This is a genomic window from Lentzea alba, assembly GCF_047445655.1.
In the GTDB taxonomy this organism is placed as follows: domain Bacteria; phylum Actinomycetota; class Actinomycetes; order Mycobacteriales; family Pseudonocardiaceae; genus Lentzea; species Lentzea alba_A.
The window spans coordinates 1-13,272 of sequence record NZ_JAJAEG010000003.1 but is presented as its reverse complement, the minus strand read 5'-3'; the positions used below and the strand labels follow the sequence as shown (position 1 = coordinate 13,272).

Below are 13,272 nucleotides of genomic sequence, written 5' to 3'. Positions count from 1 at the left end.
GTCACTTCAGCCGATCGACCACCTGGGCCTCGTACAACGACGCCGGCACCAGCGGCCCGGTCTTGATCTCGATGCTCCCCCACGGCCCGGGGAAGTACGGCTGCGACCGCCGCGTGCCCTCGTTGGAGACGGCGTAGTTCTGCGCGGTCGGCGGCTTCTGGACGACCATTTCCTTGTTGTAGTCCCAGATCACCGAATGCGCCGCGCCCCAGCCGTGCGAGGTGCCGTAGTCGCCGCGGTTCATCAGCTTGGCCTGGTTGCCGCGGTTGCCGACCTCGCGGATGTTGTCGAACAGCAGGCCCTGGCTCCACCGCCGGTGCGCCTCGGCGTCACCACCGTCCACAGTGGCCCGATGCCACACGACGCCGGCGACGGAGTTGGCTCCGTTGCTGACGAACGCGTGCCGCGCCTTGGACGCGTGCAGGCCGGTGAACAGGATGAGGTGCGAGTTGGTGTTCGCGGCGAAGTTGTACATGCGGCCACCCGTGCGGACCGCCACCGGGTCCGTGGCCTGCGCGTCCTTCACGGTGATGCGCACGGATCGTTCGGTCACCACGCCCGCGTAGCCGAAGTAGCGCGTCTTGACGCCCCGCACCCAGCTGTTGTCCGCGCCGTACACCCCGATGGCGTTCCACGCGTGGTTCTCGTCCTCGCCGCCCTTGGTCTCGATGTCGACGCGCAGGCTCTCCACGCCGGCCTCGCTGACGAGGTTCCGCGCGGTCACCGGCGCGACCGTGGAGATGGTCAACGACCGGTCGAGGTGGTTGTAGATCGGCGCGTCGAACGTGAGCTTGCGGCCGTCGACGGCCTTGATCCGGCGCACCCAGTGGAGATCCATCGAGCCTGCGGTCCAATCCGGCGAGTTCACGGTGCCGCCGCCGTCGACCGCGTTGATCCACTTCTGGGACGACGGGTGCTTGACGACGACCTCCTGGCCCACCTTGAACTGCGTGGCGTTCGCGACCTCCAGGCTGAGCGACCCGACCTGCACGAACGGTGTGGTCACCTCGGTGGTCGCGCCGGTCGTCCACGGGGTCTTCGCGTCGCTGCCGAGCACGACGACCGTGCGCTGGTGCGGCGTGTCGCCGCGGCCGAACAACGTGGTGGCATCGCCGGATCCGCGGAGCACCACGCCGCTGTGCTTGATCCGCACGGTACCGCGGATGTCGTAGCGGCCGGCCGCGAGCTTCACCGCGCCGCGATGCCCGTTCGCGTCGGGGGTGCGGGCGCCGACCTGGTCGATCGCTTTCTGGATGTGGGCGGTGTTGTCGCCGGTGACCGGGTTGATCGTGAGCACGTCGGGCACGGTCGGCAACGGCTTCTCGCCGTGGTGGTAGCCGACGTAGCTGAAGTCCGGCACGCGGTTGCGCGCGCTGTCGGACGCGTACTTCAGCTTGCCGTCCGTGCCGTACGAGACGTGCGCCGACGACCACTGGCCTGGCTGGTTCGCCGGTGGGTAGCTGCCGCAGAACTCCTGCCAGCACGCCGGTGCCGCGTGGGCGACCGGGGTCAGGCTGCTGAGAAGGACCAGCGCCGCAAGGATTTTCGCCGATCGAGACACTCGCATTACTCCTGCCGCGTCAACGTGGAAGGCGGCAGTTGGCGCACAGCTTAGCCAATCGGGCGGATCAGGGACAGGCCGGCGAAATTCCGGCCGGCCTGTCCCAGCCGGCTCCGGTCACACCCCTTCGATCCACCACCACTGCTGCGACTGGAAGTTCTTCTGCCACAGCTGGGCGCGCGCACCGTTGCCCGGCACGTTGATGTCGCGGTCCAGCACGACGTTGTAGCCGGCGTGGAAACGCTCGTTGTAGATGGCGAGGTCATTCGCCCTCATGAACCACCTCTGCTGCGACTCCCAGTTGCACTGCCACAGCTGCACCTTGGTTCCGTTCGCACCCCCGCCGTTGGTGTCGGCGTCCAGGCACAGCGTCTGGTGCCGCCCGTTGATCAGCCTGAAGTTGTCGTCGGAGTACCACCGCTGCTCCGGCGAACCGTCACAGCGCCACAGCACGACCTGCTTGCCGTTGCCGGCCGCACCGGCGCCCCCGTCGAGGCACTGGGTGTTGCCGTTGTAGTGGCTGTGGATGACGACCCATCCGGCCTGGGCGACCAGCCGTCTGCTGTCCGCCGCCGTGGCGACCCCCGTTGTCGTGGCGAACACCGCGAGCACGGCGATTCCCAGTGCTGTCAGCTTTTTGAGCACGACCTTCTCCGCTCCGCGCCGAACGGCGCATCGAGACCCCCAGTCCTCGATCCGAGGACTGTCTCGTTGTAGCGCGGCGAAGTTGTTCAGGATCGGCAGGTGGAAGCTGAAGAAAAACTCTAATCAACGGGCATCGATTCAGCCGTTCCTGGTACCGCTCAGTGCGAGTGCTCGTGTTCCTCCACGTGCCCAGCGTCGTGCACGTGGGTGTGCGAGTGCGTCTCGCCGCCGTGGGTGTGGGTGTGCTCGTGCTCGACGTGTTCGTGTGAGTGAGCCCCGTGCGGATGCGTGTGGGTCATGTCGCCGTGGCTGTGCTCGTGTGAGTGCACTCCATTGGTCATGTGCCGGATGCTGGCACGTCTCCGACCAGCGCGCAGAGGTGCAAGGTCTTGCTTATTGCAAGTTTTTTGCTGTTAGCTGCTTCCGGCAACACGGACACCTGGGAGGAACTGGATGCGCCGAGCGGTATTCGCGCTGCTGACCGTCGTGCTGGTGGCCGGGTGCGCGTCCCCGGACGGCGAGGCGACCGGGACGGCGACGTCCATCGTGATCGGCGCGGGCAGTGAGCCGGAGAACCTCAACCCGATCCTCGGCTACGCCCCCGACGGCGCCGCGAAGATCTTCGACGGCCTGGTGACCAGGGACGCCTCACTGGCTCTGCGTCCGGCGCTGGCGGTCGAACTGCCCACGGCCAGTCCCGACGGCCTGACCTGGACCGCCAAGCTGCGCGCGGACATCACGTTCTCCGACGGCACCCCGGTGTCCGCCCAGGACGTCGTGTTCACCTACAAGTCCGTGCTGGACAAGAAGGTGAACTCCACGATCGCCTCCCGCTTCGACGCCCTGGCCGACGTTCAAGTGGTCGACCAGCACACCGTCACCTTCACGTTGTCCTACGCCTACGCGCCTTTCGCGGAGCAGCTGACGCTCGGCGTCGTGCCCGCGGCCCGGTTCGCCGGCACGGACATCAACAGCGCGCCCTTCAACACCGCGCCGGTCGGCACCGGCCCGTACACCGTCGCCGAATGGCGCAAGGGCGACCGGTTGGTGTTGCGCGCCAACGACAGGTACTGGGGCGGCGCGCCCGCGATCAAGACCGTGACCGTCGTCTTCGTGCCCGACGACAACGCCCGCGCGACCCGCATGGCCGCAGGCGAGTTCGACGGCACCGTCCTGCCGCCCAAACTCGCGCGGTCCTACGACACGAAGACCGGCTACCGGGTCATCCAGAACCCGTCCGCCGACTACCGCGGCCTCAGCCTGCCCTCGGAACTCCTGTTGACCTCCGATCCCCGCGTACGCCGGGCGATCAACCTGGGCATCAACCGCCAGGCCATGATCGACGCCGTGCTCGCCGGCTCCGGCAAGCCCGCCGCCACCCCGATCTCGCCCCACCTCAAGTCCTGGTACGACTCCAGCGCCACGTTCGCCTACGACGTCACCGAGGCCGAGAAACTTCTCGACGAGGCGGGCTGGCGCAAGGGCGCCGACGGCAAACGCACCCGCGACGGCCAGCCTGCCCGACTGCCGGTGCTCTACCCGGCTCCCGACGTGCTGCGCAAGGAACTGGCCCTGGCCGCCGCCTCCGACATCGCCAAGCTCGGCATCGACGCTCCCGCCGAGGCCACGACGTTCGACATCATGCTGCAGCGCCAGAAGGAGGCCGCCTCGATCTGGGGCGGCGGCGAACCCTACGACCCGGACACCGCGGCCTACACGCTGCTGCACTCCCGTTACGCGGGCCAGCCGGGCTACGTGAACATGTCGCTGTACCGCAACTCCACTGTGGACACCGCGCTGGACCTCGGCCGCCGCAGCCTCGACCCGGCGGTGCGCAAGCAGGCCTACCTCGACTTCCAGCGGGCTTACGTCGCCGATCCCGGCTGGGCGTTCCTGGTGTTCCTCGACCACACCTACGTGTTGCGCGACAGGTGGACCGGCCAGGAGACGCAGGTCGAGCCGCACGACCACGGGCTGGTGCACGCCGTGTGGTGGAACCTCGAGCGCTGGACACCGAAGTCGTGAGGGTCCGCGCCATCGGCAAGGTCGCCCTGCGCCGCCTCGCTTTCGCGGTGCCCGTCCTGCTCGTGGTCAGCTTCGCCCTGTTCGTGCTGGCCAAGGCCTCGCCCTTCGACCCGGTCGAGCGCTACTTCGGCGTGCGCATCATCGGCGCCTCCCCAGAGCGCGTCGCCCAGCTGCGCGCGAACTGGGGCGTCGACGAGCCGGTCGTCGCGCAGTACTGGGCCTGGCTGCGGCACGCGGTGGCCGGAGACCTCGGTGATTCCCTGTCACTGCAGCAACCCGTGTCGGCGGTGATCGGCGACCGTCTCGGGTGGACGGTGCTGCTGGTCTCGGTCGGCTTCACCCTGGCGCTGCTGCTGGGACTTCTCCTCGGCACGACGGCGGCGTGGCGGCAGGGCTCGTGGCTGGACCGGGCGGTCACGGGCGGCTGTTACGCGCTGGAGGCCGCGCCGGTGTTCTGGGTCGGGCTGGCGGTGCTGTACGTGTTCGCGTTGCAGCTGCGGTGGTTGCCGGGTGGCGGCGTGACGACAGGGGCCGAGCCGGTCACGGTTGGCGGGGTCGCCGTGCACATGGTGTTGCCGGTGGCGGTGCTGGCGATCTCGCAGGCGCCGTGGTTCGTGTTGTTCGTGCGGCAGAACCTGCTGGAGTCGTTCACGCAGGACCACGTCATCGGGGCGCGTGCCCGTGGCTTGCCGGATCGGCTGGTGGTGTCCGGGCACGCGTTGCGGACGTCGCTGCTGCCGTTCCTCACGTTGCTGGGGGCGCGGTTGCCGGAGCTGATCACGGGAGCGTTGCTGGTCGAGACGGTGTTCTCGTGGCCGGGCATTGCGCGCGCGACCGTGGAGGCTGCGTTGAACGTCGACTTCGCGCTGTTGGGGGCGTTGACGGTGATGGCGACCGGGGTCGTGCTGGTGGGCAACCTGCTGGCCGACGTCCTGTACGCGCTGGCTGATCCGAGGGTGGCGCTCGATGGCTGACCTGACCTGGCGCCCCGCACCGCGCTCGCGCCTCACCGCCGCCGGCCCGTCCCACTCACCACGCAGGCGTCTCATCCCCTCGGCGACGATCCTGGCGATGGTCGCGCTGGCCGTCGTGATCGTCCCGCTGGCCGTCGACCTCAACGAGCAGTACGTCGACCTCGCGATCGCCAACCAGCCACCCAGCGCGGGACATCTCTTCGGCACCGACGAACTCGGGCGGGACGTGCTGCTCAGGTGCGTCTACGCGCTAAGGGTCTCCCTCACCGTGGGGATCGTCGCCGCGGTCATCTCGGCGGTGGTCGGCACGGCGGTCGGGGCGCTGGCCGGGTCGGTCGGCGGCTGGTTCGACCGGGTGCTGATGCGGCTCGTGGACGCGGTCGCGTCGGTGCCGCACCTGTTGCTGGGCATCGTGATCGTCGCGATCCTGCGGCCCAGCCTGAGTGCGGTGATCATCTCGATCGCCCTGACGCACTGGCTCACCGCGGCGCGGATCGTGCGGTCGGAGGTGTTGTCGCTCAACAGCAGGCCGTTCATCGACGCGGCGATCGTCGGCGGCGCCTCTCGCACCCAGGTCCTCCTCCGCCACCTGCTGCCGAACGTCGCGCCGCAGATCCTGCTCGCGACGACGTTGATGGTGCCGCACGCGGTGTGGCACGAGACGGCGTTGTCGTTCCTGGGACTGGGGTTGCCGCCGCACGCCGCCAGCATCGGCAACATGATCAACGACGCCCAGCGGTCGTTGCTCATCGGCGGCTGGTGGATGTCGCTGGCACCCGGCGCGCTGCTGATCATCACCACCCTCGCGGTGTCCGGGGTGAGCGGTGTGTGGCGGGATCGGCTCAACCCCAAGCGGCGCACGGAGCTGACGTGGTGAACCTGGAGATCGACGGGCTGTCGGTGCGGTTCGCGCTCAAGGGCGCGACCGTGGAGGCCGTGAACGACGTGTCGATCGGCATCCGGCCCGGCGAGTGCGTGGCGCTGGTCGGCGAGTCCGGCTGCGGCAAGACGGTGCTGGCGAGTGCGCTTCTCGGCTTCCTGCCGGGCAACGCGGAAACCAGGGGCAGCGCGAGGCTCGGCGAAGTGGATCTCCTGCAGGCCACCGACCACGAGCTCGCGACCAAGATCCGCGGCAGGCAGATCGGGCTCATCCCGCAGAGCCCGGCGAGCCATCTGACCCCGGTCCGGACGGCCCGGTCGCAGCTCGAAGAGGCAGCCAGGATCCTCGGCGGCGACGCCCGGCGTGCCGCGGAAAGGGCTGGGCTGCGAGAAGAACACCTCGACCGGTATCCGCACGAGCTGTCCGGCGGCATGGCGCAGCGCGTCGCGAACGCGTTGGCGCTCGTCGGCGACCCGTGGCTGCTGATCGCGGACGAACCCACCACCGGCCTCGACCGCGACCTCGTCGACGGGCTGCTCGACGAGTTCCGCAGGCTGGTCGACGACGGGCACGCGGTGCTGCTGATCACGCACGACCTCGCGGCGGCGCACCGGATCGCCGACCGGATCGCGGTGATGTACGCGGGCCGGATCGTGGAGGTCGGGCCCGCCCACGACGTGCTCGACAACGCCAAACACCCCTACAGCCGCGGCTTGGCGAACGCGTTGCCGGACCGGGCGTTCGTCCCGATTCCCGGCCAGCCGCCCCTGCTCACCGACCTGCCGAGGGGCTGCGCGTTCGCCCCGCGCTGCGAGCAGGCCACCGAGATCTGCGAGGACCGCCCCGTGCTCACCGACGACCCGCACGCCGTCGCGTGCCACCAGCCGTGCTGACCGCGCACGACATCACCGCCGGCTACCAGAAGCCGGTGATCACCGGCGTGAGCCTGACCGTCCGCGAAGGACAGACGATCGGGCTCGCCGGCCCGAGCGGCTCAGGCAAGTCCACGTTGGCCCGCGTGCTCGCGTTGCTGCACAAGCCGTTCTCCGGAACCGTCAGCATCGACGGCGAGACCGTCACCAGGTTCCGGTTCAAGGCCGCCCAACGCACCAGCGTCGGCGTGCTGTTCCAGCAACCCAGGCTGAGCGTCGACCCGCGCTTCACCCTCCGACAGGCCATCGCGGAACCCTTGCCCCACAACGACGTCGAAGACCTCGCCGACCTCGTCATGCTCACCGCGGACCTGCTGGACCGCAGGCCGCACGAGGTCAGCGACGGCCAGCTGCAACGCGCCTGCCTCGCCCGCGCGCTCGCCCTCAAACCGAGGTACCTGATCTGCGACGAGATGACGACGATGCTGGACGCCTCCACCACGGCCGCGCTCGTGGCCGTGATCCGTGCCTACCAGCAGGAGACCAACGCCGGAGTGTTCGCGATCTCGCACGACAACACGCTTCTCGCCAGATGGGCCGACGAGACCGTCAGGCTTTCAGCACCGCTTCCACGATGACGTTGTTGCGGTAGCTGCCCGCGACCCGGTCGAAGTCGCCCCCGCACGTCACCAGCCGCAGCTCGGACAACGGCGTCGGCCCGTACACACCGGCGGTCGGGAACGCGGTCTTCTCCGTCGTGACCGTGTTGCTCACGACGAACGTCAAGGTGCTGCCGTCCTCCCGCTCCACCAGCACCTCGGCACCCGGCTTCAGCTCGGGCAGCCGGTAGAACACGCCCGGCCCGGTCTTCGAGTCGACGTGCCCCGCGATCATCGCCGGCCCGGCGTCGCCCGGCGCGACCCCCTTGGCGTACCAACCGGCCTTGTCCGCCCGCGTGGGCGGCTCCAGCGTCCCCGCGGAGTCCACCTTCAACGCCTCCAGCGAGGTGTCGACGCCGATCGACGGAATCCGCACGGTCACCGGCTCGGGCGCCTTCTCCGCGCCGGGGTCCTTCACGATGTAGATCAACGCGACCACGATGGCCGCGCCCATCATGAGCTTGCCCTTGCTCATCAGCCGGGACCTGTCAGCCGAACCGGAACAGCCGGCCGCGCACCGAGAACATCGCGACACCGACGATCAACGCGATGACCAGCGCCGTCAGCCAGTCCCAGCCACCGGCCATGCCGCCGAACCCGGTCTCCTGCCCGCCACCCGGCACGACCTCGGCGCCCTTGGCGTCCGTCCGCAGCTCGATCCGCCGCGCGCTGACCAGCAGCGAGTAGACCGCGCCGGCCTCCAGCGTCGCTTCGAGCCTCGTCGAGTCCTTGCCGCGCGGCAGCACCTGCAGGGCGTCCGAACCGGGCAGCATGACCGCGTATCCGGTCGTCGAGCTCGCCTGCACGTTGCGGTGCACGAACACGCTGCCGCGCAGGAGGTCCATCTCGGCGTCACCGGCGTTGATCACCCGCAGGCGCGCCTGCCCGTTCGGCGGCAGGCTGACGTCGTCCTCCAGGACCTTCATCGCGGAGGCGATGTCGATCGCCGTGTACGCCTTGCCCGCAGCAGCCGAGACCAGGACCGACCGCAGCACCGGCGAACCGGGGTCGGCCCCGGCGGTCCGGAACTCGACCACGTGATCCCCCGGCTCGACGCGCCGGTAGTCGTAGAGCTGGGCGTAGTCGAGCGTGCCGAGCCGCACGCCGTCGAGAGTGGCGTCGACCCGCGCCTGGTCCATCGAGAAGTGCCCCAGGCGCAGGTACGTGCCTGTCGCCGCCTGCGCGGGCGCGGCAGACAGCAGCAACAACAGCACGACAGCGAGCACTCGCACGCAGACCTCCCCTCACCGGACCACGTAACGGTATCGCGCCAGATCACAACCGGGTGAGGTTCGGCCGCCCACCGGGGTGCGCGACGGTGGCCCCGGAGGCCCGCACGGCCAGCTCAGCGGCCTCCTCGGGTCCGCGGTCGAGAGCGAACGTCAGCGCGGCCACGAACGCGTCACCGCCACCGGTCGTGTCGACCACTTCGGCGTCCCCGAGCGGCAACACGAGTTCACCCTCGTCCCAGGCGAACACATCGCCCACACCGTCCACAGCGAACGCCACCAGCCCGGGACCGTGCGCCATGACCTCCCGTGCCGCCCGGATCGCGTCATCGGCACCGGCGATCCGGCGGCCGGACAGCAGTTCGGCCTCGCGGTGGTCGGCCCGCACGACGTCCGCACACGCAAGCAGTTCGTCTCGCAGCCGTTCCGGGGACCCGTCGAGCACCACGCACCCCTGCGCCGTCCGTGCCGCCTTCAGCGCCACCTCAGGAGGCTGCTGCAGCTGCAGGATCACGGCGGCGGCACCCGCCACGACATCCAGGGGTATGTCCGTCTCCCTGAGCAGCACCCCGTCAGGGAGGTCTTCGAAGTAGCGCCAGCCGTCGGCCACCACGTTCACGATCAACCCGGTCGCGCAGCCCGCCCGCCGCACGACCGACTCGGTGCCGATCCCGTCCGCCGCCGCCCGCGCGATCAGCCGTTCGCCGACGTCGTCGTCACCGACCACGCCCACGAGCCGGACCGCCGCGCCGAGCTGAGCCAGGCCGACCGCGATGTTGGCGCCCTTGCCGCCGAGCATCTCGCGGCGCTCCCGCACCGGCGCCGCCTCACCGGGACCTGGCACGTCGTCGACGACGAGCACCAGGTCCCGCGCTATCTGTCCCACCACGACGATCTCGTCCACCGTGATGGACTACCCAGCGGCGATCAGATGAAGTCCCAGTTCACCCTGACCCGGCCCTCGTCCGGCCGGGCGATCTTGTTGAACGCGCCGGGACTGAGGTCGATGTCGCCGTCGGCGCAGGGCAGGCATCTGTTCGTCACCTTGGCGGTCACCGTCTGGCCACCCTTCTCGACCACGATCTCGGCGCCACACCCGTGCTCGTCGAATGCCTCGGCGGGCACCGAGGCGGTGTCCTCGAACAGCGGCGGCAGCAGACCGCACGTGGTCACCAGCGGGACGAAGAGCCCGGCCGTGCCGATGGTGATCGCCGAGGCCGGCGGCGCGACGGACACGGCGAAAACAGCGGCCAGGGTCGCTCCGAGAATTGTCTTCCCACGCATGAGCTACCTCCTCGATCGGAGAGCTGCACATTCAGTGAGGGCAGACGATCCTGCCCCACTTCCAAGTGGTCCACCATTCGAGGAATGCTCACGAGTATTGCTCATAAAAACGCGGCGCCATCGGAAGGTGACGCCGCGTTGAAATGCATGCATCAGCAGTACAGGTCAACACCCTCGGACGTGTCGAGGATCTTCACGAGCCCCGGGTGGCGAGACCGCATTTCTCAAAATCAACCGCGGCACCACCATTGCGCGGTTTCAGAAGTCGCAGCAGATCAGACTTTGAAACAGATGTGCACCCTCGACAAATGACGTACGTCTCAACACGCCTGGGTCGCGCAGCGTCGTTGGACTAAGGTGCGGCGAGTGCTGGTCACCATTCGCGTTCTGGGCGCACTGGACGTCCGGATCGGCGACACCGCAATCGACATCGGCGGCCCGGCACAACAGGCGTTGCTGGCCCTGCTCGCGTCCACAGTGGACGCACCGATCCCCGCCGACGACATCGCCCGCGCCCTCTGGGGCACCCGCCTCCCTGCCCGGCACCGCCAGCAGGTGCAAAAACGCGTGCACATGCTCCGCGCGAAGCTGGGCGCCGAGACCGTGACCACGGACGCCGGCGGCTACCGGCTGTCCTGCCCGACCGACCTGAGCCAGTTCACGCAACGCCTGACCAGGGCCAGGGCGTTGCGGTTGGCCGAGGACCTCCCCGCGGCTGCCGACGCGTACCGCTCGGCACTCGCCCTGTGGCGCGGCCCGGCGCTGGCCGGCGTCGGCCGGCTGCCCGATCTCGCCGCACACCTGGACGACCTGCGCAGCCAGGCCGCCGCCGAACACCAGGAGCTGGCGCAGACCGGACCGGCAGCCCTGCCTCCCGGCTCACGCACGTTCGTCGGCCGCTCGGACCTCCTGCGATCCCTGACCGGCCCGCTCTCGGTGATCATCGGTCCGCCCGGCGTCGGCAAGACCGCGCTGGCCGTCCGGTGGGCGCACGACGCGGACTTCCCCGACGGCAAGCTGTTCCTGAACCTGCACGGCTTCGGCACCGACAGCCCGGTCACGCCGTCCGAGGCGTTGCGAGAGCTCCTGCGCGCGCTCGGCGCACACCACCAACAGGTCCCGCGAACGCTGGACGACCAGGTGGCCCTGTACCGCAGCCTGCTAGCCGGCAAACGAGTGCTCGTCGTACTGGACAACGCCGCAAGCGAGGACCAGGTCCGCCCCCTCCTGCCCGCGGACCCGCGCTGCGCCGCCGTCGTAACCAGCCGCAACGACCTGCGCGGCCTAGTCGCCCTGAACGACGCCCACCGGGTGCCGCTCGGCGTGCTCACCGAGGCGGAGGCGTGCGCGTTGGTCACGTCACTGACCGGCAGCTCCGCCAACGCCGCCGAACTGGCCCACCTGTGCGGCCACCTACCCCTGGCCCTGCGCGTGGCCGCGACGAGCCGCGCCCCGATCAGCGACGCCGTGACCGCACTGGCCGCCGCACCCCTGGTCACCACCGCCTTCGAGTTCTCCTACCGTGCTTTGCCTTCTGCGGCCGCGCGACTCTTCCGCCTGCTCGGCCTCGTGCCGCGACCGTCGTTCACCCGGCAGGCAGCCGCAGCACTGCTCGGCACGGACCCGTCGGCGCTGGACGTGCTCGAACACGCGAGCCTCGTGGAACGCCACCGCCGCAACAGCTACCGCATGCACGACCTCCTGCACGCCTACGCCCGCGACCAACTCACCTCAGACGAACGTATTTCTGCCCTGCCGCGCCTGCTAACGCACTACCTGCACACCACGGACGCGGCAAGCGACCTGCTGGCCCCGAAAATGACCCGCCAACCGCGCGACACGCCCGTGACGTTCCACTCGACCACCGACGCGGTCGCGTGGCTGGACGACGAACACCAGAACGTCGTGGCCGCCGTCCTGTCCCGCCCGCACGGCTTCACCTGGCAACTGGCCGACGCCCTCCGCCGCCACCTGTGGCTGACCGGCCGCGCGGACCTCTCGGTGTTCGAGACCGGCCTGGCCGTGGCCGTGGAGGAAGGCGACCTCCAGGGCCAGGCCGCGATGCACCACGCCATCGGCACCGTGCGCATGGCCGACGACGGTTCGCTGGGCGCATCCGACTTCATCACGGCCGCAGCACTGTTCGAACAGGCTGGAGCCCAGGAAGGCCACCTCTACGCGCTGCAAAACCTCGCCCGCTGCCACAGCATGCGCGGCCGCTTCACCGAAACCCTGGCCGTCCTCCGCTCAGCCTCCGCCCTGGCCACGACACCCGAACAACACGCGGACGTCCACAACAGCATCGGCATGGTCTTCACCTACTCGGGCCGCCCAGCCGAAGCGCTGCGACACCACGAGGAGGAACTGCACCACCGCGGCCAAAGCGAGCAAACCGTGACGCTGCCGGCCACGATGATCGCGATCGCCGAGGTCACCCGCCAGCTGGGCCTGCTGGACAGAGCGTCCGCGATGATCGACCGCCTGAACCTCCTGGCCCAGGACACCGGCGCACTCCAGTGGCGAATGCAGGCGCTGAGCGCCAGCGCTCCCATGGCCCGCGACACCGGCCACACTCTCACCGCGATCGCCGAGGTCCAACAACTTCTGACCCTGGCCGCAGACCCGTCCGGCCTCCCCTACGAACCCACCGCACGCGCCCTGCTGGGCCAACTCCACGCCCACCAGGGCTCCGCCACCGCCATCGCCGAACTGGAACACGCCCTACGCCTCGCCAACGACCTGCAGTACACCCACCTGGCCCCCGGCATGCTCGTCGACCTCGCCCGCGTGCACCTGGCCTCGGGCGACCTCGACACCGCCCACGCCTTCGCCACTCGCGCCCTGGACGACGCCCGCACCCGTGACCTGCCGGTGCAGCAAGGCCGCGCACTCGTGACTCTTGCGCACCTCGGCTCTCGGGATCTCGCGGCAGAAGCGCTCGACCTGCAACGGAAGTCCGGCGATCTGCTCGGCCAGGCAGAGGCCCATCTCGCACTCGGCGAGGACGCACAGGCGGCGGCGATCTTCGCTCGGTTCACCGGGGACCCGAACCACGCACCAGCTGGCGTGCTGACGGGCCACCCGTGCTCGCAGTGCCAGGCTTGAGGGACTGTAAAAAGAGCGGTGTAACTCCCGATCATGGA

At 69.6% G+C, this 13,272-nt stretch carries 13 protein-coding genes; 6 read left to right on the top strand and 7 right to left on the bottom strand.

Features of this window, described 5'->3' with window-relative positions:
- Position 1 precedes the first annotated feature (1 nt).
- The 3 genes from LFM09_RS05585 to LFM09_RS05575 form a co-directional block, all read right to left on the bottom strand.
- A complete protein-coding gene (locus tag LFM09_RS05585) occupies positions 2 to 1,561 on the bottom strand; it encodes a hypothetical protein (protein ID WP_414095179.1) in 1,560 nt (519 codons plus the stop codon).
- Between the two features lie 117 nt (positions 1,562 to 1,678).
- On the bottom strand, positions 1,679 to 2,206 hold the full coding sequence (locus LFM09_RS05580; protein WP_414095178.1) for an RICIN domain-containing protein: 528 nt from the start codon (positions 2,204 to 2,206) through the stop codon (positions 1,679 to 1,681).
- A 158-nt stretch (positions 2,207 to 2,364) separates the two neighbouring features.
- Entirely contained in the window at positions 2,365 to 2,547 is a 183-nt protein-coding gene (locus LFM09_RS05575) for a zinc transporter Slc39a7 (protein ID WP_414095177.1), read from the bottom strand.
- A 112-nt stretch (positions 2,548 to 2,659) separates the two neighbouring features.
- On the opposite strand from LFM09_RS05575, the gene LFM09_RS05570 reads away from it, so the two are divergent.
- From LFM09_RS05570 to LFM09_RS05550, 5 genes are read left to right on the top strand one after another with little or no spacing between them, the layout of a single operon-like run.
- The gene (locus LFM09_RS05570) at positions 2,660 to 4,231 is read left to right on the top strand and encodes an ABC transporter substrate-binding protein (protein ID WP_414095176.1); all 1,572 of its coding nucleotides are present in this window, start codon (positions 2,660 to 2,662) and stop codon (positions 4,229 to 4,231) included.
- Entirely contained in the window at positions 4,228 to 5,205 is a 978-nt protein-coding gene (locus tag LFM09_RS05565; protein WP_414095175.1) for an ABC transporter permease, read from the top strand. Before LFM09_RS05570 ends, LFM09_RS05565 begins: the two co-directional genes overlap by 4 nt.
- Positions 5,198 to 6,082: an ABC transporter permease gene (locus tag LFM09_RS05560; protein WP_414095174.1), complete on the top strand. Its 885-nt coding sequence runs from the start codon at positions 5,198 to 5,200 to the stop codon at positions 6,080 to 6,082. Before LFM09_RS05565 ends, LFM09_RS05560 begins: the two co-directional genes overlap by 8 nt.
- Positions 6,076 to 6,978 (top strand): ABC transporter ATP-binding protein, encoded by a 903-nt coding sequence (locus LFM09_RS05555; protein ID WP_414095173.1) that lies wholly within the window; start codon positions 6,076 to 6,078, stop codon positions 6,976 to 6,978. Before LFM09_RS05560 ends, LFM09_RS05555 begins: the two co-directional genes overlap by 7 nt.
- Positions 6,960 to 7,595 carry an ABC transporter ATP-binding protein gene (locus LFM09_RS05550; RefSeq protein ID WP_414095172.1) on the top strand — a complete coding sequence of 212 codons (636 nt, stop codon included), beginning with the start codon at positions 6,960 to 6,962 and terminating at the stop codon, positions 7,593 to 7,595. Before LFM09_RS05555 ends, LFM09_RS05550 begins: the two co-directional genes overlap by 19 nt.
- Here LFM09_RS05550 and LFM09_RS05545 read toward each other — a convergent pair.
- From LFM09_RS05545 to LFM09_RS05530, 4 genes are read right to left on the bottom strand one after another with little or no spacing between them, the layout of a single operon-like run.
- Positions 7,567 to 8,091, bottom strand: a complete 525-nt coding sequence (locus LFM09_RS05545; protein ID WP_414095171.1) for a class F sortase — start codon at positions 8,089 to 8,091, stop codon at positions 7,567 to 7,569. The genes LFM09_RS05550 and LFM09_RS05545 overlap by 29 nt on opposite strands.
- 13 nt (positions 8,092 to 8,104) lie before the next feature.
- Positions 8,105 to 8,848: a DUF4397 domain-containing protein gene (locus tag LFM09_RS05540; protein WP_414095170.1), complete on the bottom strand. Its 744-nt coding sequence runs from the start codon at positions 8,846 to 8,848 to the stop codon at positions 8,105 to 8,107.
- A gap of 43 nt (positions 8,849 to 8,891) precedes the next feature.
- Positions 8,892 to 9,749, bottom strand: a complete 858-nt coding sequence (locus LFM09_RS05535) for a PfkB family carbohydrate kinase (RefSeq protein WP_414095169.1) — start codon at positions 9,747 to 9,749, stop codon at positions 8,892 to 8,894.
- Between the two features lie 23 nt (positions 9,750 to 9,772).
- Positions 9,773 to 10,129, bottom strand: a complete 357-nt coding sequence (locus tag LFM09_RS05530) for an RlpA-like double-psi beta-barrel domain-containing protein (RefSeq protein WP_414095168.1) — start codon at positions 10,127 to 10,129, stop codon at positions 9,773 to 9,775.
- A 366-nt stretch (positions 10,130 to 10,495) separates the two neighbouring features.
- On the opposite strand from LFM09_RS05530, the gene LFM09_RS05525 reads away from it, so the two are divergent.
- Complete coding sequence (locus LFM09_RS05525; protein WP_414095167.1) at positions 10,496 to 13,234, top strand: ATP-binding protein; 2,739 nt, start codon at positions 10,496 to 10,498, stop codon at positions 13,232 to 13,234.
- Positions 13,235 to 13,272: the final 38 nt, after the last annotated feature.

Bases quoted from the DNA above. Each gene is read 5' to 3' on its own strand.
- LFM09_RS05570 (WP_414095176.1), top strand. From the start codon at position 2,660: ATGCGCCGAGCGGTATTCGCGCTGCTGACCGTCGTGCTGGTGGCCGGG.
- LFM09_RS05560 (WP_414095174.1), top strand. From the start codon at position 5,198: ATGGCTGACCTGACCTGGCGCCCCGCACCGCGCTCGCGCCTCACCGCC.
- LFM09_RS05575 (WP_414095177.1), bottom strand. From the start codon at position 2,547: ATGACCAATGGAGTGCACTCACACGAGCACAGCCACGGCGACATGACC.
- LFM09_RS05530 (WP_414095168.1), bottom strand. From the start codon at position 10,129: ATGCGTGGGAAGACAATTCTCGGAGCGACCCTGGCCGCTGTTTTCGCC.
- LFM09_RS05545 (WP_414095171.1), bottom strand. From the start codon at position 8,091: ATGAGCAAGGGCAAGCTCATGATGGGCGCGGCCATCGTGGTCGCGTTG.